The 22,317-nt window shown below is 36.6% G+C and carries 12 protein-coding genes; 3 read left to right on the top strand and 9 right to left on the bottom strand.

Features of this window, described 5'->3' with window-relative positions; translation table 11 throughout:
* Window positions 1–54: 54 nt before the first annotated feature.
* Together AC1PJ9_RS17755 and AC1PJ9_RS17760 are read right to left on the bottom strand one after the other, a co-directional pair.
* Complete coding sequence (locus AC1PJ9_RS17755) at window positions 55–666, bottom strand: glutathione binding-like protein (protein WP_000781338.1); 612 nt, start codon at window positions 664–666, stop codon at window positions 55–57.
* A gap of 208 nt (window positions 667–874) precedes the next feature.
* Window positions 875–3,313, bottom strand: coding sequence for an ExeM/NucH family extracellular endonuclease (locus tag AC1PJ9_RS17760; RefSeq protein WP_311087968.1), 2,439 nt, complete (start codon window positions 3,311–3,313; stop codon window positions 875–877).
* Between the two features lie 145 nt (window positions 3,314–3,458).
* Here AC1PJ9_RS17760 and trmB point away from each other — a divergent pair, with 145 nt between their 5' ends.
* The gene (gene trmB, locus AC1PJ9_RS17765) at window positions 3,459–4,175 is read left to right on the top strand and encodes a tRNA (guanosine(46)-N7)-methyltransferase TrmB (protein WP_019457446.1); all 717 of its coding nucleotides are present in this window, start codon (window positions 3,459–3,461) and stop codon (window positions 4,173–4,175) included.
* Between the two features lie 129 nt (window positions 4,176–4,304).
* Here the strand turns inward: trmB and AC1PJ9_RS17770 are convergent, their stop codons facing one another.
* Together AC1PJ9_RS17770 and AC1PJ9_RS17775 are read right to left on the bottom strand one after the other, a co-directional pair.
* The gene (locus AC1PJ9_RS17770; protein ID WP_311087969.1) at window positions 4,305–12,779 is read right to left on the bottom strand and encodes a putative Ig domain-containing protein; all 8,475 of its coding nucleotides are present in this window, start codon (window positions 12,777–12,779) and stop codon (window positions 4,305–4,307) included.
* Window positions 12,780–13,005: 226 nt separating this feature from the next.
* Complete coding sequence (locus tag AC1PJ9_RS17775) at window positions 13,006–13,773, bottom strand: hypothetical protein (protein WP_311071858.1); 768 nt, start codon at window positions 13,771–13,773, stop codon at window positions 13,006–13,008.
* A 216-nt stretch (window positions 13,774–13,989) separates the two neighbouring features.
* Here AC1PJ9_RS17775 and AC1PJ9_RS17780 point away from each other — a divergent pair, with 216 nt between their 5' ends.
* Entirely contained in the window at window positions 13,990–14,616 is a 627-nt protein-coding gene (locus AC1PJ9_RS17780) for a glutathione S-transferase family protein (RefSeq protein WP_311071860.1), read from the top strand.
* Between the two features lie 13 nt (window positions 14,617–14,629).
* On the opposite strand, the gene AC1PJ9_RS17785 is transcribed toward AC1PJ9_RS17780, so the two are convergent.
* The 5 genes from AC1PJ9_RS17785 to AC1PJ9_RS17805 all read right to left on the bottom strand — a co-directional run bounded on the left by AC1PJ9_RS17785 (window position 14,630) and on the right by AC1PJ9_RS17805 (window position 19,875).
* Window positions 14,630–15,409: a Rossmann-like and DUF2520 domain-containing protein gene (locus AC1PJ9_RS17785; RefSeq protein WP_311071861.1), complete on the bottom strand. Its 780-nt coding sequence runs from the start codon at window positions 15,407–15,409 to the stop codon at window positions 14,630–14,632.
* A 103-nt stretch (window positions 15,410–15,512) separates the two neighbouring features.
* Window positions 15,513–16,931, bottom strand: coding sequence for an OmpA family protein (locus AC1PJ9_RS17790; RefSeq protein ID WP_311087970.1), 1,419 nt, complete (start codon window positions 16,929–16,931; stop codon window positions 15,513–15,515).
* A gap of 212 nt (window positions 16,932–17,143) precedes the next feature.
* Window positions 17,144–18,379 carry a dihydroorotase gene (locus AC1PJ9_RS17795; protein ID WP_263613293.1) on the bottom strand — a complete coding sequence of 412 codons (1,236 nt, stop codon included), beginning with the start codon at window positions 18,377–18,379 and terminating at the stop codon, window positions 17,144–17,146.
* A gap of 11 nt (window positions 18,380–18,390) precedes the next feature.
* Window positions 18,391–19,407: an aspartate carbamoyltransferase catalytic subunit gene (locus AC1PJ9_RS17800; protein ID WP_263613292.1), complete on the bottom strand. Its 1,017-nt coding sequence runs from the start codon at window positions 19,405–19,407 to the stop codon at window positions 18,391–18,393.
* A 123-nt stretch (window positions 19,408–19,530) separates the two neighbouring features.
* The gene (locus AC1PJ9_RS17805; protein WP_311087971.1) at window positions 19,531–19,875 is read right to left on the bottom strand and encodes a hypothetical protein; all 345 of its coding nucleotides are present in this window, start codon (window positions 19,873–19,875) and stop codon (window positions 19,531–19,533) included.
* A 229-nt stretch (window positions 19,876–20,104) separates the two neighbouring features.
* Between AC1PJ9_RS17805 and rlmKL the strand changes: the two genes are divergently transcribed.
* Window positions 20,105–22,309, top strand: a complete 2,205-nt coding sequence (gene rlmKL / locus AC1PJ9_RS17810) for a bifunctional 23S rRNA (guanine(2069)-N(7))-methyltransferase RlmK/23S rRNA (guanine(2445)-N(2))-methyltransferase RlmL (RefSeq protein WP_263613290.1) — start codon at window positions 20,105–20,107, stop codon at window positions 22,307–22,309.
* Window positions 22,310–22,317 lie beyond the last annotated feature (8 nt).

The raw sequence follows: 22,317 nt of genomic DNA on the forward strand, positions 1-22,317 counted from the left end.
CAACATAAAAAAGGCCCTATTAATTAGGGCCTTTTTTAATAGGTTTAAAATCGTTTATGAAATTAAACCTTCATCACGCATCGCAATTTGTACAGATTGGCGCTCAGCAACTTTATTACGTAATGCAATAATATGTTTATACGGCGTTAAATCATGCTCAATTGAATTTGACCAATTTGTTAAAACAAATAAATATGCATCAGCTGGACCAAAATTATCATTTACTAAATAGTCATAATCCGACTCAGCCAAATAATTATCGATATATTTTAAAAGACGGTCGATTTCAGCATAAGCTTTGGTCTTTTCATCATTTGTTAACGGCGCCCCAAAAAATACCGCATAAGCATCATGTAGTTCAGAGTTCAAATAACCCAACCATTCCAACACTTTCGCACGGCCTAAGCCTGAAGGAGGAATCAAATCTTGTTTAGGATCATGCTGAGCAAGGAACGGTAAAATCGCCACGTTTTCAGTCAAAATCAAACCTGGGTTAATTTCTAAAGCTGGTACATAGCCCTTCGGGTTAATTTCGTAATAATCTGCACCTTTTTCTGTTTTATGTGTTTTTAAATTTACTCGTTCTAAATCAAAATCAACATTAATTTCATTTAAAATAATATGTGCAGCTAAAGAACATGCGCCTGGCGAATAATATAATTTCATATCTGATCCTTCTTATCTTACATTAACGTTTTAAATTGCTTCTAAAAAACCTGCAAGGTTTGTACAATTCCTTAATTGTAAAAAAGCGTAAATTTATAAATTACTTACACTATCTAATATTCTTGAAAAAGTTGGACCTTGCAAGTTGTCTTGCGTGACGATTGTTTAAAATATGATAAAACACATTCCCATCACGCATTTTTTACCGTTAATTACGTTTAAAAAGTTGGCTAAACCATTCCACTAATTGGTTTAAGAAATCCAAAATAGGATTTTTGTTGCCATTATCAGGATGACTTGAATCTTTACCATTTAAATCTAGATCGACAATGACAGGGTCGTGGTCCGAAGAACGATAGGCATCTTCACCATAAAACAGAGCCTTTTGCTCATCAGTTTTATATTCTTCGTTGTAATCTAGAACCGTTGGCTCATCTGCATTGATATGCCAAGCAAACGTACGAACTACTTTTGGATATAAATCTGCATCGGCAATTGCATGATCTAAGTTACCCGCGCCGCCATTACCGTTGGCATCACTCGCAACACCATACACATAGCTATATGCCTGAGCGCCTTGCCCAACCTTAGCGTCATTGAGTAAGACTTTATAATTGGCTTTTTCAAAGGCTAAAATAGGTTCTTCTTTTGCATAGCTATTCATATCCCCTACCAGCAAAGCATTTTGCTTAGGAACTTGTGTCGGATTTTTCGCGAGCCACTGCACGATTTGATCAACTGCTTTTACACGGGTTGGGTTCCAACAACCTTGACCATCTTTTTGGTCCGCATCCGTAGAGTTAACATCAACTCCAGTACAGCCTTTTGACTTCAAATGGTTTGGAATAACGGTAAACGTTTTATTGCCACGAACAGCTTGGAAAGTTTGTGCTAAGGTCGTTCGATTTTTATCGCCCAAATCAAGCACAACAGCTTTATTTAAAGGCTTCACACGCTTACTGTTATAAACAATCGCAACAGCAATAACATCACCACCTAAACGGTCTAAATTTTCAGGAACAACATATTTCCAGTCTGGACCTAATGCACTTGTTAAATGAGCAATTGCGCTGTTTGGACCATAACCATTGTTTGCAATTTCCATCAAACCGTATACGTCAGCATCAATCGCTTTTAATGCACTCACAATTTTACGGTGCTGTTTATCAAACTCTGCTTGTGTGTTTGCACCACGTTCTGTTGGGAAGCCTGTTGCACCATTGTCATAGTTCAAAACGTTAAATGAAGCTACACGAATATGATTGGCATTTTTTGTGATGACACCCTGACGTGGATTGGTTTGAGTAACTACTTCTGGTTGCGTACGTCCAAGTACTGGCTGTACGCGCCAGCCATTAAAACGATACTCTAAAATCCCTTCAACATTTTTAAGCTGATAACCTGAACGTAATGTATTGGCAGCACTAAAAGTTGTCGGTAACCACGGAGTACGGTTTTGGTTGTTATACCCATCATCAAAAATGATTTTTGATAATAAATTTTTCTGAGCTAAAGCTTTCGCTTCTGGCGACAAGGCAGGATATAAATTGGTTGGAATGTATAAGCGACCTAAGCTTAATGAGAGTTCACCATAGCGACCATAATTATAGTTCTCACTCACCGTTAAAGTCTGAGGTAGTTTAACCAACATACCTTGATAACGCTGCGGTGAATTAATTGAGCCGCCCGTTAAACTAGCAAACGGGAGTTCAAGGCTAATCGGCTGAACCTGATTTGCCATATTGCTATTACAGCTTTGAATATCCTGCTGTAATTGATCAATTTGTAGCTGGTTTTGATAGCTTGTTAAACGACCTCTTAAAATAACCTCATCACCAACTTGGCCACCTTTTACCGTGCTGCTATTTGGAATATAAACAAAAATGGCATTACTTACATTCGCACGTGCTTTGGTGTCAGGTGTTTGAATATAAAAGCCTGAGAAACCATTGGCATAACGGTAGTCAGCAGTAATCACGCCACGCACTGTATAAGTCTGGTTTTGTGTTGACGTTGCTAAATCGGCAATGGGTGTATCTGAGCTCGAACAACTCACCGTTTGCACCGGCGGCTGAGTAGTAGAACCCGATAGATTTGAAAAATCATTTCGGTTTGCCCATGCTGTCCATGAGTGGTCCAAATCAAATGCTGCGGTTGGGTCAATACTTAAAGCTGGATTTTCAGTTTCAATACGTTTAAAACTATTTCCCAAACTTGAAACAGCCGTTCCCCAACCTGCCTCAGGTCGCTCACCAATACGTCCAAAACGATCGACAGGTGTGCCTTTATAAACGAGTACAACTGCATCATCACCATTAAAAGACAAGGCAGCTACTTGATTTACTTTATTGCCAAGTTCAGTTTGCAGCTCTGAGCGGCCCACTAAAAACTTCTGCTTACTCGCAAGTGTACCCTGTAAACGGAAAGTCACCGTTTTTGCAGTACCACCATTATTAAACTGTTGAATTTCATAGTCTGCTAAGTTAACAGTAGTTCCATCTGGGTTATAAATCTCTAACCCTTTTTTATTACTGCTGCCATCAACATACTGGCTAAACATAAGCTGTGCTTGAGCAACTGAGCTATATGAAAATGCACCAAATGCACTTAAAAAAACCGAAAGTGTTCTTAACTGAAAAGTTTTCATGAGTAAAATTGTTCATGTGAGTTTTAATTAGCTTCTTAGATTAAATATTGATCATGACATCTACATGAAGAAAAACACCGAAATATTTGACTTGACCACCTGAAGACTTAAAATACCGCATTTGAATTTCAATATTGCCAAGGTTATGTCGATCGATCAGTTAGAAACGCAAATTGCAGACTTAGACAATTTGCCTGAACACCGTGAAATTGTGACGTTTATGCGTCGTTCAGCACCACTTAATACGTCTCAACGCACGGCATTAGAACAACATCGCGATTTAATTTTGGAATACCCCGTTGGTGACTTACGTCAGCACTTCGAACATCCAGAACGTCCTTTAACTGTTGAAATCGGTTTTGGTATGGGTCGTTCATTAGTGCTTATGGCAAAAGCCAACCCTGAACGCAACTATGTAGGTATTGAAGTACACGTACCTGGTATTGCTCAATGTTTATATGAAGCAGGTATAGCGGAACTTAAAAACTTACGTGTACTCGATGCAGACGCGATTCAAGTTTTACGTGAAATGCCTGACAACAGTATCAACTGTGTACAACTTTACTTCCCAGACCCTTGGCAAAAGAAACGTCATTTCAAACGCCGTTTTGTTATTCATGAGCGTATGCAACTGGTTGAACAGAAACTTGAGCTTGGTGGTACATTCCACGCAGCAACAGACTGGGAACCATATGCAGAATGGATGCTTGATGTACTAGACAATCGTCCAGATCTTGAAAATTTAGCTGGTAAAGGCAACAGTTACCCTCGACCAGAATGGCGCCCTGTGACTAAGTTTGAGCGCCGTGGTATTGAGTCAGGTCATAAGATTAATGACTTTATCTTTAAAAAGATTAAGTAAAATTTAACTACTAAAGACAAAAAAATAAAGGCATTAAATATTAGTATTTAATGCCTTTTTTAATCTTTTAAATAAATTAATAACTTAAGATAAAGACCAAAAATAATTTTGGTCTCATCGCCCTAATTTTTAAATAATAACTTGCTGGTTATTGATTAGATCATTTAAATTAACGTTTGTATTATTCAATGTTAACAACAATGAACTACTATACGTCGTTCCTGCACCATCCCTATCAATATATAACTGTGTATTTGAACCACTCACAACAGTTTTTATAAATGGTTCCAAACTAGTAAAGCTATAAGTACCAGAATAACCAATTAACAGATCACCAATATCAATTTTATCTGCATTTGTATTTGATGAGGTATTACCAATAGTGAAATCAGACCAGACATCTGTACCATTTCCACCCAGAGCATCAGATTGAACTAATAATTGATATAGTGCGGTATCAGCCCCAGTTCCACCGGTAAGTTGATCATTTCCACCTTGTCCATCCAGAATGTCATTACCAGCTCCACCATTTAAAGCATTTATTCCACTATTACCTGTAAGAGTATTATTTAATGTATTACCTGTTGCATTAATGGCTGTTGAACCACTTAAAGTTAAATTTTCTAAATTACTGCCTAATATATAAGTAATAGAGCTCAGAACCGTATCTATACCTTCACTAGCATTTTCTGTAACAGTATCGCCAGAGTTATCAATTACATAAGTATCATTACCTAAACCACCAAGTAACTTATCAGCTCCTGCTCCTCCATCCAGATAATCATCACCTGCACCACCAGTTAAAGTATTAATTGCACTATTACCAACAAGTACATTATTGAGCGCATTACCTGTACCATTAATTGCTGTTGATCCAGTCAATGTTAGATTTTCAAGATTATTACCGAGAGTATAAGTAATTGAACTAAGAACAGTATCTATCCCTTCACCGGTATTTTCCGTGACAATGTCACCTGTATTGTCAATAACGTAAGAGTCATTACCTGTTCCACCTAATAATTTATCTGCACCAACTCCTCCATCCAGATAATCATCACCTGCGCCACCAGTTAAAGTATTAATTGCACTATTACCAACAATCACATTATTGAGTGCATTACCTGTACCATTAATTGCTGTAGTGCCTGTTAAGGTTAAATTTTCCACATTATTTACTAATGTGTAAGTAACACTACTTTGGACAGTATCAGTTCCTTCATTCACACTTTCACTAATAACATCAGCAGTACTATCCACAATATAAGTGTCATCACCTTTTCCACCGTACATTGTGTCGTTACCAGTACCACCATTTAAAGTATCATTACCTGCCTGCCCATAGAGAATATCATTACCTGCTTGTCCTGTTAGGGTGTCATTTCCTGAAGCTCCATATAACGTATCAGCATTGCTTGTTCCATTTATTGTTTGATTTTGAACAACAAATGTTAGCTTAAACACATCAGAAACTGATTGGTTAGCAATATCTTTGACTGTAATTTTAATATTTAGCGGCATTGTGTTATCAGGTGAAGTGCCACTCAACACTCTTGTAGTTGGGTTGAAACTAAGCCAAGATGGTAATGGAGAGCCATCTTCTAAGGTAGCCGAATACGTTAATGTATCACCATCAGGGTCTTTGAATGTTGTTGCAGGAACGGTATAGCTAAATGCTTTAGCATCCGTCACGCTTTGATCTGCAATTGCATTTAACAATGTTGGAGCTTGGTTCGGTAGACTAACTTTTAAATTAAATGAGGTGGCGGTACTATAACCATACATATCTGTTCCCCAATAAAAGAACGATAAGTTGCCAGTCACATTAGTAGGAGGAGTACCAGATAAAGTTTGTGTTGCAGTATCAAAACTTAACCATGATGGAATAGATTGGTATTGTCCACTACTATCTTTAGTCGTTAAAGTAATTTTATAACTCAAAGAATCCCAGCTATCCTGATCAACAATAATATTATTAGCAAATTTATAGCTAAATTCAGTTCCCTGATTACTTGTAATTAATGGTATAGCTGCATTAACAGTTGGTGCATGGTTTGTTAAGGCTCTATTAACTAATGTGTTAATATCATCAACACCCCAAATCACTCCAGAATCAAAATTAATCTGATCCATCTTATAGGTGGTATTTTCGGTATCTGCAATATAATAATTAGAAAGCCAAATATGATCATTTGTACCTTTAAAACTAAGATATACGCTATCGCCATATTTTTGAGCAGATACATCATTAGCTGAATAACCTTGAATTTTTAATATATTTACAGCATCAACATTATCTTCAAAGCTGTAGGTATCCGTACCACCACCTCGGCTAAAAATATAAGTATCATTTCCGGCTAAACCATCAATATAATTATCTTGCTCATTTCCAACAATGATATTATCAAGATCATTACCAAATCCTGTTTTAGCATTACCTTTTAAAATAAGATTTTCGATGTTATTTTCTAATATTTTATAACTATCTGTTAAAACTGGATTTCCATTTTCATCTTGACTAATAAAGCGTGCATCTTCCCAACGTTCAAGAGTATCTATACCACCATCAATATCTTCAACAATCTGGTCTCCATCTATAATGTAAGTAACACCATTATCATCAGTTTCAATGGTTTCGGTTGTATCAACAACATAATAGTCATTACCTATACCTCCTTGCATATAGTCACTACCTGCACGACCGTCAATATAGTTATTGCCATTATTGCCAATTAATTTATTATCAAATTCATCTCCATAGGCATTAATATTCTGGTTACCTAATAATGTAACAGCCTCAAAATTATTTAATGCAAGATCAAAATTTTTAGCAATATAAATTGTATCGTAACCACCATTTTGATCATTTTCTTCATAAGTATCTTGTTCATCCACAATAAAGATATCATCACCTGACCCTCCTATCAGATGATCTGCTCCATCCCCACCATCTAAATAATTACCTAATTTTCCAGCAACAAGAGTATCATCACCATTACCGCCATAAACATCACCACTTTCTATAGATATATAATCATTGCCTTCACCCCCATATACTTCACCTTTTCCACCTAGAATAATATCATTTCCAGCGCCTGCTATTATATAATTCTTCCCTTGACCTATAGTTATTTGGTCATCACCATCACCACTTTCAACTTTATTATTTCCACTACCAACATCTATAGTGTCTGCTCCACTTCCTGAATAAATGGTATCATTCCCACTTTGAGTTAAAATAATATTTTTGCCATTTCCTGCATAAATTAAATTATTTAAATTTCCAAAACCATCAATTACATTATCGCTATCATCATAAATAGATTTCACATCGCCAATAGATGAAATAAAATCTGTTAGTTTAAATTCAGTAGCTAGATAATGACTATAAGTAGCATTAGTATGATAAACATCCTCACCATCGATTCTAATATTCATATTTTTATATAAACTTAAATCACTAGCTGCGTTTATATTTTTTAACCCAAAAACAAACAAATCATCCTTCATGAGAGTAAATGTTTTAGAATGATAATCATAAGTTGCTTGAAGTAACGGCCTATTATTCAATGTGTATTTATATTCTGTATGTCCATTATTTTGAGATATTAATTCAGCAGAACTGCTATTTGGTGAGCGAATAAAAACATTACCTACTAATGTAAAATAGATTTGTGAATCAACATTTACAACCCCAAGATAGTCTTCATCCTCAATCCAAGTTTTTGTACCTAAATTTAAATTGTATGAATCATAACCCAACCCACCAAATAAATTAAATTCTGATTGAGAGTATGAATAATTTACTTGGAATGAATCATTACCACTTCCACCATAAAGATAATTTAATAATTTTCCACCAGATAAATTATCATTACCATCACCACCATACATGATATTATTAAACTCAGCAGAGCCACCCAAGTAATTATCACCACCATCTCCTAGTTTTGTTATTGTTATTGACTCATTCAACTTATCTTTTGTTAGAGTCAAGTCATCAAACTGAATTTCCTTGATATTCCCTTTCAATATAAAATTAGAAATTGTAACTAATGAACTTTCATTATAATGAATATTTAAATCATCTTTCACCACTTCAATTATTACATCTTTTGAAGTTATTCCATTAAACTTTAATATACTATCATCCCCATCATAGATAGTATTCTGTTGACTAAATATATCAAACAAATAAATATCTTCCCCATTTCCTCCTTCTAAAATATTATTACCTTTTCCTCCACTTAAAATATCATTATCATCTCCACCGTATAATTTATCATCACCATCTCCACCGTAAAGCACGTCTCTACCAATATCTCCAAAAAGTTGATCATTGCCAGTGCCGCCCTCGATAATGTCATTTCCGTCGCCAGCTTCTAAATAGTCATCATCCTCCCCACCTTCTAAATGATCTTCACCAACACCACCGAAAAGTTGATCATTGCCAATGCCCCCTTTAATGATATCATTACCATTTCCACCTTTAATGATGTCATTTCCATCACCACCTTCAATAATGTCATTTCCATCACCACCTTCTAACTGATCATCACCTTCACCACCTTCTAACTGATCATCACCTTCACCACCAAAGAGTTGATCATTACCAGTGCCCCCACTAATAAAGTCATTGCCAGTATTCCCCTCTAACCTATCATCCCCTTCATCGCCAAAGAGCTGATCTGAACCACCAAGACCTTTGATAGTGTCATCGCCAATTCCACCATAAACAATATCTTCACTCTCAGAGCCTGTTGTTTGATCATTTCCTCCTAACAAGTGATATTCATTGGCCTGATATTGCCCATACGAAACAACATTATTTCTAATCTGTTGAATATCAACAATGTCACTTAAATCGGAATTTTCATAAATTAAATTATCATCTTTAATATAACTATTAGTGAAAATTAGATATAACCCTTGGATTCCATGCCAAGAGGTATTCAAAATTTTATAACTTAATCCTTCACGTTCTTTTAAATAGGTATCAAGATGAATAACATAATCATTCTGAATTGTATTATTTAAATTTGTATTTATATTATATTCATTACGATTAAAATGAAGATATTGATTATAACCACCCGTAACGTTGTTTCCATATTCATCTGTGACAATTCCCCCATCAATTGTTGGTTGAGTTTCACTATCATCAAAAAAAGTTAATTTAAACTGGGGTAAAACAGCATCAGGATCTTGACTTATTGTTGGACTAATAAGACTAACTGCATTATTATAATGATAGATATTTATATTTGAAAGATTAAAATTTCCTTCTAAATAAAAGTGGTTTTCTCCAGAACTATCTAAAATATTAATTTCCGAATCTCTTACTTGAATATGGTATGTATCATTTCCCTCGCCCCCAGCTAATTGATCATTCCCTTCATTACTTATAAAAGTATCATTGCCTTTTCCACCATAAATAATATCATCTCCCGCTCCTCCATCTAAAATATCATTACCATCAAAACCCAATAAAATATCTTTTCCACTTCCACCATAAAGTTGATCATTACCATCGGAAGTACGATCATCAGTTACATCACCTACAAGGTGATCATCTCCATCACCTCCATATAAAATATCCGAACCACCATCACCATGGATATTATCATTACCAGCATCTCCATAAAGCGTATCATCACCGTGATATTGTCCATCTAACTGAGTATTATCTCCTTCTATATAGTCGCTACCAACTCCCCCATAAATAATGTCAGAACCTCCATCCCCCCATAACAGATCATCTCCTAAACCACCGTAGATTTTATCATTACCATGATATTGAGAATCTAGAGCTGAATTATCCCCAGAAACCCTATCATTTCCCTTATCCCCATAGATTTCATCATCTCCACCATCTCCATTAATCTCATCATTACCATCATCCCCATGAATCTCATCATTTCCATGATATTGTCCATCTAAATCCGAATCATCTCCTGTAATTAAATCATCACCATCGCCTCCAAAAATGAAATCTGCGTTACCTTGCCCCAAAATCGTATCGTTACCATCTCCACCATATAAAGTATCTTCGCTATGGTATACACCATCTAATGAAACATAATCTCCTGAAATATGATCGTTTCCGCTTCCACCCTCAATTATATCTTTTCCACCATTCCCCCATATTTTGTCATCACCATTACCTCCAAATAATCTATCATCGCCATGATATTTCCCTTCTAATGTCAGGTGATCTCCCAAAATTTCATCATCGCCATCATCCCCATAAATTTCATCATTACCTAAGTTTCCTAAGATCTTATCGTTTCCTGCACCGCCATAAACTAAATCATCACCGAAACGATTATAATTTTCAGATTCAATTGGTGGAGCAAACTTACCTTCCAAATCTTTTAAATCGGCTTCGATAATATCGTCGCCTTCACCACCATATAGGGTATCTCGCTCAAGCCCACCAACAAGCTCATCATTTCCACTACCACCTATTAGTTCATCACTTCCATCCCCACTATATAGGGTATCGTTATTATCACCACCATATAGATAATCACTGCCATCCAATCCATAAATAGCATCATCTCCTTCTCCACCATATAGAAAGTCTTTATCAGATGAACCCAAAATAATGTCATTTCCTAGACCGCCATAAGCAATATCACTTCCTGCGTAACCATGACCATAATTTAAAGCTTCTATAAAGTTATAAAGATAGTATTTACCATATTGGCCTGTATAATAAATATCGAAAAAAGGAAGAATCTGCTCTGTAGATTTCCCTAAATTATTATATATATAATATGAAAATTTATTATTCTTATCTAAATCCAGTTCAAAATTAAAGTTTAAAATATTATATTCTTTATTTAACTCTGTGGCCCCACTATTTGCATTTCCAATTTGATTTAATAAGGGTTCTTTTACTGCATCCAATCTATTTGAGGTCATAATAATATCATTACCAGCACCTCCATAAACCTGATCTCTACCAATTCCAGAAAATATAATATTATTATCTTGTTCTGATGTAGTTACTCCAGCATAAATAACATCATCCCCTTGGCCTGTAGAAATTAAGTCATTACCATCACCGGCAATAATGACAGCATTTTCATTAGTAGAATGAATAAAGTCATTTCCTGCAAAACTTGCCACATAACGTTCACCAAAAATAATATTATTACCGTCTGTTCCAAAGGCATAAATCGAGGTATCAGATGGTGGAGTACTATTATTCTCTAAATCACCAAAATTGAGGCCTAACTCACCATTATTAAAGTATTTTACAGTAATACTTTTATTATCATTTTCTTTACTAATTACTATTTTTTGTGTTGTCGTTACACCATCGAAATCATCGACTAACGCTATCGTGTATTGTCCATCAGCACTTTTCCAAAGTTTATTATTAATTTTTTCACCAACAGATATAGCCACACCATCTATTTTTATTTGACCATTACCATCTAAATCATAGATGGTATCGTATCCATATTTTCCATCAAAAATATAAGTATCATCACCTTTCTCATCAACTAAAATATCATCTCCTTCTCCGCCATCTAAAATATCATCTCCTTCTCCGCCCTCTAAGTGATCATTATCCTTTCCACCGTATAAATGATCATTATCAAGTCCACCATAAAGTTGATCTCGATTACTACCACCATAAAGTTCATCATTTCCTGTCCCACCATAGAAACGATCTTTTGTACTATAAGATGAATGGTATAATCCAATGAAATTAGAATTTGTCTCTAAACCATATATTCTATCATTTCCCCCCAAGCCATAGACATAGGAGACATCTGTACCAGACTCAACTGATAATATATCGTTTTGATCAATCTTATCTTGATCACCAACAGCCCAATAGTTATCCTCACCAAAAAAATTATTTAAAAAATAATGCCCTACAGAACCAAAACCCCCTAAGGATAGTCTAGCCAGCCATTCTTCTGCATCATTCGAATAATCTGATACATCTTTAGTTTGCTCAATTTTTAATCGCGATTCTGGATGAATCAATAACTCAGAACGAGTAATTAAATTATCGTTTTTATCTAAATTAATTGTTCCATGGCTAGCCTCTGTAACCCAATCTACTAGTACCGAACTACTCAATAATCCAGCTGGAGCTTTGCCTTCAGTTTCTGTTATTTCCTTCCACTTTTGGTTAACAACATCAATACCAAAGTTTTCCATAATAATTTTCATGGGTGTTTCTAATGTCCAATAATTAATGTTTAAACCATTAGCATTAAAAACCTGCATATGAAATTCTCGTATTTTTGGAAAATCTATTTCTTCATTAACAAAACCTCCATTATTAATTGCCTTTTCCAGTAAAGCATTTAAATAACCATTAAGCATCCCAACTCGAATTTTTTCAACGGTTTCAGCGCTAATCGTTGTCCCCAAGCGATGAGCTGTCTCCTGCATAAAATCCAATGCTCCTGTACCTGTTATAGTATTCCCGGTTGATACACCAAATGCCCAACCAGCATAACCAAAGCCGATATTATTTAGTACATTATAAACACCAGGAACAGCATTAATACCTTGTGCTAGTATTAGGTCTTGATACTCTTTAATTTGCTTAGTTGTTAAATTTTGGATTGTACTCATATGATTTCCCCTGTTTAATCATTAATTCGATTTAAGATTTTTAATAAGGTTTCTGATTTTTGCTAATTAAATACTAAAACTTAAAATAGATATTAAAAGAAAATTAAAATTCATCTTATAATTAAAAGCTCTATTAATTAGCATAAAATCTATTTATTAAAAAATATCCCCAACTTTAGTTGGGATTTAATACATCAACAAAATATTATAAAAAAATTGATTTTACTTATAATTTTCCACTCTCGAGTAATTTATTTGGCCTTATTCTCTCTACTTCATTAAACAAACTAAATGTCTGATTCATATAATTTACAACACCAGATATTTGTTCAATATAATGCATAAGCTCAGGAGTTTTTTCTGCTTGAATTAACTTAACCGTTCGTGATGGATCAAAACCATCAAACTGGCAGTAAAATAAAGGGTCACCACGTTTTAATATTAAATCCTTTGATGTGTCGTGCCATTCAAACGCCCACATTAATGGTCTGGGCCAAATATGAATTGGGAAACGTCCACCAAAAATAGTTCCAGGTAAGGGATTTTTACGGTAATGTCCAAACGCATCGAGTTGCGTTAAATACACAACTTCATCAGCTATAAAACAGTAAGGTAATTTAAGTTGAAGAATCGGCACTTGGGGTGTACGCCATTCATTTTCATTTACCAACGTTAGCAACTCACGTAATTTATTGGCTCGAACAGGTGACTGGTCGCCTAATACATTAACTAAAGTCGGTTTTCCGTTTGCATCTCGGGTGAATCTTAAATGAAAATCAAAAGGACAATTCACCACGAAGTAGCGACTTTCAAGTTGTAATACTGCAGGACAACGACTCGCTGACTTCGCATGCTTGGTTTCAGATTTTGAACGCATTCGATAAGGTGGTTCATAAAGTAATGCAGACTTATCATCTACCAGAAACCAACCTACTTGGATTACGCCTTCCCCTATGATCTTGTATTGATCATCAATTGTAAAATTAAGAAACATTCAGAATTTATATTTTCATTTTCAATACATTATTTTAACACTTACTATACAAAACTGTCTGTATATTTTCACCACAAAAGAATAATAAATATCAAAAAAATTATGCTCTTATAGCTAGTATTTGTTCTGGTATCTTTTTTATTATTAAATCTTAAAAAACCAAAGAATCTGTATTACATTCAATTTACTGAAATTCACGAAAAGTCAGAAAACAATATGTTAAAAATTTTAGGACGCGATAACTCAATTAACGTTCGCAAAGTCTTATGGCTGTGTGAAGAATTAAATCTTGAATATGAAAGAGAAGATTGGGGTCGAGGCTTTCGTTCTGCTCAATCAGCTGAATATTTGCAATTAAACCCAAATGGTCAAATTCCTGTTGTTTTAGATGGCGATTTAGTCCTTTGGCAGTCCAACAGTATTATCCGTTATCTCGCCAATGCTTACGATAAAGAGCATAAACTTTACCCGACTCAAGCAAAAGAAAGATTCTTTGTTGACCAGTGGATTGATTGGCAAGCGATCGAGCTAAATAACAGCTGGACTTATACGATTATGTCTCTACTTAGACATTCTCCAGATCATCAAGATCCAAACTTATTACAACAAGGTATTGAGAACTGGAATCATCATATGCAGATTCTCGATCAACAACTTGCAAAAACTCAAGCCTATGTTGCAGGTACTGAGTTTACTCTAGCTGATATTCCAATTGGTCTGTCTGTACAACGTTGGAAGGCTACTCCTTTTGACCATCCAACGCTTAAACATGTCGATCAATATTTTGAACATTTAAATCAACGTGCGGGTTTCTTGAAATGGGGAAATAACGGCGAACCTTAATTTTAAATAAGCTTTAAACTGAGTGATGGCGCTTCACGATGCCATCACTTAAAAGTTGATAGACCTGTTTTAAATCATCCCGTTCTGCTTGGGCTAATAACCCCTGATGCATTGCCAAGATATTCTGGTCTCCCCTTACCGCAGGCCCAGTTTGCATTTGTTTCGGATCATTTTCAGTGGCTTTTTTTGCTGTTTCCACAATTAATGGATAAAGCAAGCTAAAGTCGACTTGTTCTGCATCCACAATCTGTTTAGCCATATCAAAACAGTAGTTACTAAAATTACAGGCAAACACAGCCGCTAAATGTAAAGTTAAACGTTGTTTTGAGGTGTATTGATATACCCTATTACTTAGGCTATTTGCTAAATCAGAGATTATTGCTAAATCATCTTTATTGGTCGCCTCTACAAATAATGGTGTGGCTTGCCAATCAACGTCTCTTTCAAGACTGAAAGTTTGCAAAGGGTAAAACACTCCAGCTTTTTTATGAATATTACTAATAACTTCAATATTGGTACTACCTGAAGTATGAACCATAAGCGTTTCGGGAAATAACTCGTGTGCCTGCGTTGCAAGTTCAGCAATAGCACTGTCTGAAACAGCTAGAATAATTAAATCACTTGGTTGAAACTCTTGAAGAGACTGACATGCTTTCGCTTGAATTTGCTCTGCAAACTTTTGGGTTTTCTCAAAATCACGTGCATAGACTTGTACGATGTTATGTCCCTTAGCCAAAAGTGCCTTTGCCAAATGAAAAGCAACACGGCCACTTCCTAACAAACTGATTTTCATGTCAACCCAACAATATTGATCTCTATAAAAAAAGCTTCTCAAAATGAGAAGCTTTTTTCAAATCAGAATTCAATAAAATCAGATTTTTTTATGAATCTATTGATTATTGAGCTACTGAAAACTCAATACGACGGTTTTTAAAGCGTCCTTCTTCAGTTGTGTTTTCTGCAACAGGGTTTTCTGAACCATGACCTTCAGCAACAAGTTTAGATGCATCTACTCCTTTAGAAACCAAGTAATCTACGACCGCTTGTGCACGGCGTTGAGAAAGGGCTTTATTGGCAGCAGCATTACCTGTTGAGTCAGTGTGGCCACCTACGTTTAATTTCACACTAGTCACTTTATTTAACAGTGTTGCAGCTTGGTCAAGAATGGCTTTGTTATCTGCAGGAATTTCACTTGAACCACTCGCAAAGTTAATAATTTGTAGGTTAAGCGCTTTAACCAAAGCATTTACATCTACATTGTTCGGGTCAATTGAGCCTAAAGCAGTTTGTGAAGCAGTTAAGCTATTACTTACAGATTGCTCAGCTGTTTGTGGTGCAGTTGAAACAACCTCAGTATGAGGAACGAGTGCTTTTACTTTTGCAGTTAAAGCTTCTAAAGCTGCAGCATCACCCGCTTTCAATGTGATTTTGTCGCCTACCCACTCTAAAGACGCATTTGGAACACCTTTTAATGCGCCGAGTACACCCGCTAATGCATCTTTATCGGTAAATGCAGCAGCATAAGTTTGGCTAGTATCGACGTTACAGTCTTTAGTCGCTGAAAGAACTTTTTTAACTTGGGTTTGCAAAGTTGCCAAGAAGCCCTGATCACCAATGCCTGCCTGACATTGACTCACAGCCCCTTTATCATCTGTATTTAAAGTTAAGGTAGCAGGTGCAGCAGCTGCGGCCGCTACACCACTTGCAGGAGCAGTTTCAGGTACAGGTGTCGCCTCTTTATGATGGCAAGAGCGCCATAACCACGCAATTAATAACCCAAGGATAATAAGCGCAATAATTGGTAAGAAACCACGAGATTTACCAGTCGTTTCCGTTGCTGCTGCAAGTGGAGGTGCTGTTGATGAAGTTACTGATGATAAACCAGCACCAATACCTAATGGTGCCAAAAGCCCAACTGCCCACCCCGGCAAATATGAGCGAATCGTTTCAGCATGCTGACGTAAATAGTTCACAATGCTTTGTTGATCACTTCCAGCGATATCAGAAATCGTATTAAGACTAGGTTTGATTGCACTATTAAGTGTACTTTCAATCTCAGCAGATGGCGCAGTACCACTTAAATGAGTCAGTACAGTATTTTTAATTTGGTCATTATGAGAAAAAAGATCTGATAATGATGGAACCACACTGTTTTTCAATTGTCCAATAAGATCAGGTTTAGCAGCTAATAATGAAAGTAAGATTGGATAAAATTTAGATAAAGCATTTGTTTTGTCGCCCAAGAATCCATCTTGGTTGTTTAATATTGTTGATGATACTTTTTCTTTAAGCAGTTCTATAGGGTTTATCGACATTGGTTATTCTCCCGAATCTTATAAGTCGTAACCAGCAACTTTTGATTATTCAAATACTTCTATTTGCTGATAGTTTTTTATTCTAATGCGCTCGAAATCTTTTGTTGTCTTTTAAATAATTTATATACAATTTTCCATCGAGTATTTACAAAATAGGCAGATCATTATGATCTGCCTGTTTATATTTTGAATAAGCTTTTAGCTGTTAGAAACTATATAGCAAAAGTCTGTAATACTTTACCAGTAAGGTTTTGACCTAGTAATGGCGTATTTTTCCCTTGCGATAAAATAGTGTCTTTGCTTAAGGTCCAGCTTAATTCAGGATCGACTAACACCCACCCTGCTTCAGCTTGCCAACGCGCAGTCATGTTTGCTACCTGTGCAGGAGCACTTGTTACTTTAGTAACCCACTCAAGCGGCTCAAACAAACCTTCGTTAATAAGCTGAATACCTAAAGCTACATAAGTATCAAATGCACTAATACCCGGTTGAGTTTCAGCAAATGGTGCCATTTTCGCTGAACTGCTTAAAGGTTCATGATGTGTACAAATTGCATCAATGACCCCTTGTTTTAAACCTTGGCGTAAAAGTTCTTTATCTTGCTCAGAACGTAATGGTGGACGAACATGTGCAAGTGAATTGAAGCCATCAGTTAATTGTTCTGTTAAATGCAACTGATGCATTGCTACATCGGCAGTGACAGGTAAACCTTTTGCTTTTGCTGCACGAATTAATTCAACCGACGCACCGCAAGACAACAAACCGAAGTGAGCTTTAACACCTGTTGCTTCAATCATAAGCAGGTATTTTGCAATCGCTACAGTTTCAGCAATTGCAGGAATCATCGGCAAACCTTGACGCGATGCGATAAAACCTTCATGAGCGCAGCCATCTTTAGCAAGTTGCGGTTCTTCAGCATAGAACACGACTGTTAAACCAAGACCAGCGGCATACTCTAATGTACGTACAACAACATCATCATTTTCAAAAGCAGCATTCGCATTTGATACAGCAGTACAACCACCCTTTTTAAGGCCTGCCATATTTGCTGGTTGCTTACCATTTAAGCCTTGAGTCTGAGCACCAATGATATGCATGTGAATACCACCATCAAGCCAAGCTTTTTCAACCAAGCCATGAATGAGGGCACCATTGTCTTGAACAATTGGCTTTGAGTCTGGTGGGGTAATGACATGCAAAATACCATTAGCACGTGCAGCCTTCCCTTCAGATTTAAGCGTACCATGCTGTTGCTGACCTGGTTCACGCAGACGTGCACACAAATCAACCATGGTTGGCATTAACCATTTGCCTTGACCATCAATGATTTGTTCAACCTGTTCAACTGGAGCGATCAACTTACCGTCTTGAATATATACAGTTTGTACGCTGTCTGTTTTTTGGATTGGGTCTAACACACGTACATTTTCAATTTTTACAATACTCATGTGATCCATCCTTACAACGCAATCGCTTCAATTAAACCTTGTTCTTGAAGTTGCCCTTGCATAGACAACGCCAGTACAGCCATACGAACTGCAATACCGTTAGTGACTTGTTTTAAAATCACAGACTGTTCACCATCGGCAATACTCGAATCAATTTCTACACCACGGTTCATTGGACCAGGATGCATAACAATACAGTCCGGTTTAGCTAAACTAAGGCGCTCTTTGTTTAAGCCATACATTCTGTAAAATTCAGATTGCGAAGATAACGCTGGTGAATCAATACGTTCATTTTGAATACGTAAAGCAATAATCACATCACAACCAGTAATGCCTTCGTCCATGTTATTAAACAAACGAACATGCTCACCATATTCTGAAAAACCAACAGGCAATAAAGTATTCGGAGCAATCACACGAATATCTTTACAGCCGAGAGTTTGAAGTGCAGCCACATCTGAACGCGCTACGCGAGAGTGTTTAATGTCACCAATAATGGCAACACTCAAGTCTTCAAATGGTTTTTTAGTTTCACGGCGAATCGTGAGCATATCAAGCATCGCTTGCGTTGGATGAGCATGACGCCCATCTCCAGCATTAATAATTGCGACTTTTGGACATACATCTTTAGCAATGAAATGTGCAGCACCCGAAGATGAATGGCGGACTACAAATATATCTGCAGCCATTGCTTCAAGGTTCCAAAGCGTATCTCGTAAAGTTTCACCTTTAGATGTGCTTGAACGTGCAATATCAATGTTCAATACATTGGCAGACAAACGCTTTGCTGCTGCTTCAAAAGTAGTACGGGTACGAGTCGAATTTTCAAAGAAGAGATTCATCACCGTCCGTCCTTCTAAAAGCGGGCGGTTGATTAAATTATTATTATCGTCTAAAAAGCTTTGCGCGGTATCTAAAATCTTAGTGAGGTTTTCTTTTGAAAGGCCCTCAATCGTTAAAAAATGTTTTAAATTTCCGTCTTGATTGAGCTGAACCTGGCTCGGTTGATGCAACGCTGCAATATGCATAATGGATTCCTATGGGTCGAATCGCGAAAACGTGCATAGTGTAGCTGAATTCCAGCTTTTTCGCAGAAGAACTTTACAGAATAAGACCCTAAATTGACCAGAAAATTTAGGGCCATGCCAAGATTACCTTAAAGCACCAATATAATGATGTGGAACTTGTGCCCGATAAATGTCTTCAGCCGTGATTTCTGTTTCTTCGCTCACTTGAATATTGGCGGTGATTTGTTTTTGAGGAAGCTCTGGTATTGAGTCAGTCAATGAATTTAATCGCTCAACATAGCGTTTTAGTTCATCATCATCTGTTTCCAAGGCTAGCGCCATTACATACTTTGCATAATCTTTATTTTGGACCACATACAATGCATCTATGACCCGCCCCGTGACCCTACGCATACGTACATATATTTGTGCGGACACTGAAAAAGCTTCTGCATTGGTTACAAAACCATTCCCCATCATATCTTTCATTTATATTCCCCTATGCTTTTTAAATCATAAAATTGGTTAAAAACCATTTATTAAATAAGTTTTACTCATAGAGATTTAGCAAAATACATACCAATTTTTGTTTTTTAAGCTTTAAATATCAGTTTATTGGTTGCCAAGTGATAGGTTGCAATAATTTAAAAACCTTTACACATCAAAATAAGTTAAACTTTGCATCGTTAATATTTATATGTTTTGGTCAATCGAGTTTATGAATACCTCTTTACGTTTAAACCACTATTGGATTACTTGTGCTGATGGTTTAGAAACCCTCTTACAAGAAGAAATAGAACAGCTTGGCACCAAAGTGACAGAACGTAAAGCTGGACGTTTAATCATTGAAGGGACGCTTGAGCATGCTTATCGCATTTGTATGTGGTCACGTCTCGCTTCTCGTGTTTTACTTCCAATTCATACTTATGAACTTGAACACACTCATGATGCACGTGATGTAGCAGAAGAGCTTTACGAAGGTGCAATGAGCTTTGACTGGTCACTTATTTTTGCACCACAAAGTACCTTCGCTATTCGCTTACATGCAGAGCGTGAAATTAAAGTTAATACCCAATTTGCAACGCTTAGAGCAAAAGATGGTGTGGTTGACTCCTTTATGGAAGCTGTAGGCCGTCGCCCAAGTATTGATACTAAACAGCCAGAAATTACGTTATATGTGCTTGCAGGTAAAACTGAACATACTTACTGCCTAGATTTATCTGGTGACTCATTACATAAACGCGGCTACCGTCGTTATATGACGGATGCACCGATTAAAGAAAACCTTGCTGCAGCAATTTTACAAAAAGCCAAGCTCAAAGAACGTAATCCAGAGCTTGTCTTCGACCCAATGTGTGGTTCAGGTACTTTTATCATTGAAGCATTAATGATTTTAACTGACCGCGCACCTGGTCTTGTTCGCCGTTTTGGCTTTAATGGTTGGCATGGTCATGACCGTGAACTTTGGCTTTCACTCAAAGCTGAAGCAGCAGAGCGTCATGAAAAAGCTCTTGAGCAGCCACTACCTAAGTTTTATGCGTTTGATGCAGACTGGGAAGCTGTAAAAGCAACACGCGAAAACATTATTGCGGCAGGCTTTGAAAAATTACTAGGCCAAATCCAAATTGAAGAACGTACTTTAGCTGACTGGCCAGATTTTGCCGCTGAAAAGAAAACAGCTTTTATTGTAACCAACCCTCCATATGGCGAACGTTTAGGTGATAAAGCATCAAACCGCTCTCTTTATTTAGGTCTATCTGCACTTTTACAAAAACATTTCCCAAATCAATATGCAGCTATTATTGCAGCTCAAATTGAACAAGCAGACGTTTTAGCTTTTGAAGCGCCTGAAACTTTACGTTTAATGAATGGTAAGTTACCAATTTACATTCGTTTCGGTGCAATTAAACCAGAAAAAGTAACACAGCCATTCTTAGCAACTTGGCAAGCTCAACCAGTTGAAATGGAAGAAGCTCAAGACTTTGCGAACCGTTTGCAAAAAAATATGACTGCCTTAAAAAAATGGGCTACCAAAGAAAATATCTATTGCTTACGTTTATATGATGCCGACTTACCTGACTTTAATGTCGCTGTAGATTTATATGGCGATCGCTTACATGTTCAGGAATATGCACCACCAAAAACAATCGATCCTGAGAAAGCAAAAAAACGTTTTAATTTAGCGCTTGCTGTAATTCGTGCTGTTACCGGTTTAAACCGCGATGCGATCTTTATTAAAACGCGTGCTCGTCAAACAGGTACCAATCAATATACGAAACAAAGTACAGCTTCAAAACGTTTTATCGTTCAAGAAGGTAAAGCTAAAATTTTAGTAAACCTGACTGACTATCTTGATACAGGTTTATTCCTTGACCACCGTCAAATGCGTTTACGTATTGCGCAAGAAGCTCGTGGTAAACACTTCCTGAACTTATATAGTTATACCTCTACAGCCAGCTTACATGCGGCTTTAGGCGGTGCTGCAAGTACTACAAGTGTCGACTTATCGAACACGTACTTGAGTTGGTCAAAAGAAAACTTCGTTTTAAATGGTTTAACTGTAGATCATGCAGATGAACAACACATGTTCTTTGCAAGTGACTGTTTTGAGTGGCTAAAAGAAGGTCACGAACAATACGACCTTATCTTTATTGACCCACCTACCTTCTCTAACTCTAAAAAGTTCTACGGTACTTTCGACGTACAACGCGATCATGTTTCTCTTATTAAACGTGCAATGAACCGTTTAACAAGTGAAGGTACGCTTTACTTCTCAAATAACTACCGTGGCTTTGAAATGGATGAAGAGATTGAAGCGCTATACGACGTTGAAGAAATTACGTCTGAAACGATCGGACTTGATTTTAAACGTAATCAAAAAATCCACCGTGCATGGAAAATTCAGCATTTAGGATTGAACTAATATAAATT

Source organism: Acinetobacter sp. 70_2, from assembly GCF_056736115.1.

Excerpts from the sequence above, each read along its gene's own strand:
- AC1PJ9_RS17755 (WP_000781338.1), bottom strand. The coding sequence starts at position 666 with ATGAAATTATATTATTCGCCAGGCGCATGTTCTTTAGCTGCACATATT.
- AC1PJ9_RS17760 (WP_311087968.1), bottom strand. The coding sequence starts at position 3,313 with ATGAAAACTTTTCAGTTAAGAACACTTTCGGTTTTTTTAAGTGCATTT.
- trmB (WP_019457446.1), top strand. The coding sequence starts at position 3,459 with ATGTCGATCGATCAGTTAGAAACGCAAATTGCAGACTTAGACAATTTG.
- AC1PJ9_RS17770 (WP_311087969.1), bottom strand. The coding sequence starts at position 12,779 with ATGAGTACAATCCAAAATTTAACAACTAAGCAAATTAAAGAGTATCAA.
- AC1PJ9_RS17775 (WP_311071858.1), bottom strand. The coding sequence starts at position 13,773 with ATGTTTCTTAATTTTACAATTGATGATCAATACAAGATCATAGGGGAA.
- AC1PJ9_RS17780 (WP_311071860.1), top strand. The coding sequence starts at position 13,990 with ATGTTAAAAATTTTAGGACGCGATAACTCAATTAACGTTCGCAAAGTC.
- AC1PJ9_RS17785 (WP_311071861.1), bottom strand. The coding sequence starts at position 15,409 with ATGAAAATCAGTTTGTTAGGAAGTGGCCGTGTTGCTTTTCATTTGGCA.
- AC1PJ9_RS17790 (WP_311087970.1), bottom strand. The coding sequence starts at position 16,931 with ATGTCGATAAACCCTATAGAACTGCTTAAAGAAAAAGTATCATCAACA.
- AC1PJ9_RS17795 (WP_263613293.1), bottom strand. The coding sequence starts at position 18,379 with ATGAGTATTGTAAAAATTGAAAATGTACGTGTGTTAGACCCAATCCAA.
- AC1PJ9_RS17800 (WP_263613292.1), bottom strand. The coding sequence starts at position 19,407 with ATGCATATTGCAGCGTTGCATCAACCGAGCCAGGTTCAGCTCAATCAA.
- AC1PJ9_RS17805 (WP_311087971.1), bottom strand. The coding sequence starts at position 19,875 with ATGAAAGATATGATGGGGAATGGTTTTGTAACCAATGCAGAAGCTTTT.
- rlmKL (WP_263613290.1), top strand. The coding sequence starts at position 20,105 with ATGAATACCTCTTTACGTTTAAACCACTATTGGATTACTTGTGCTGAT.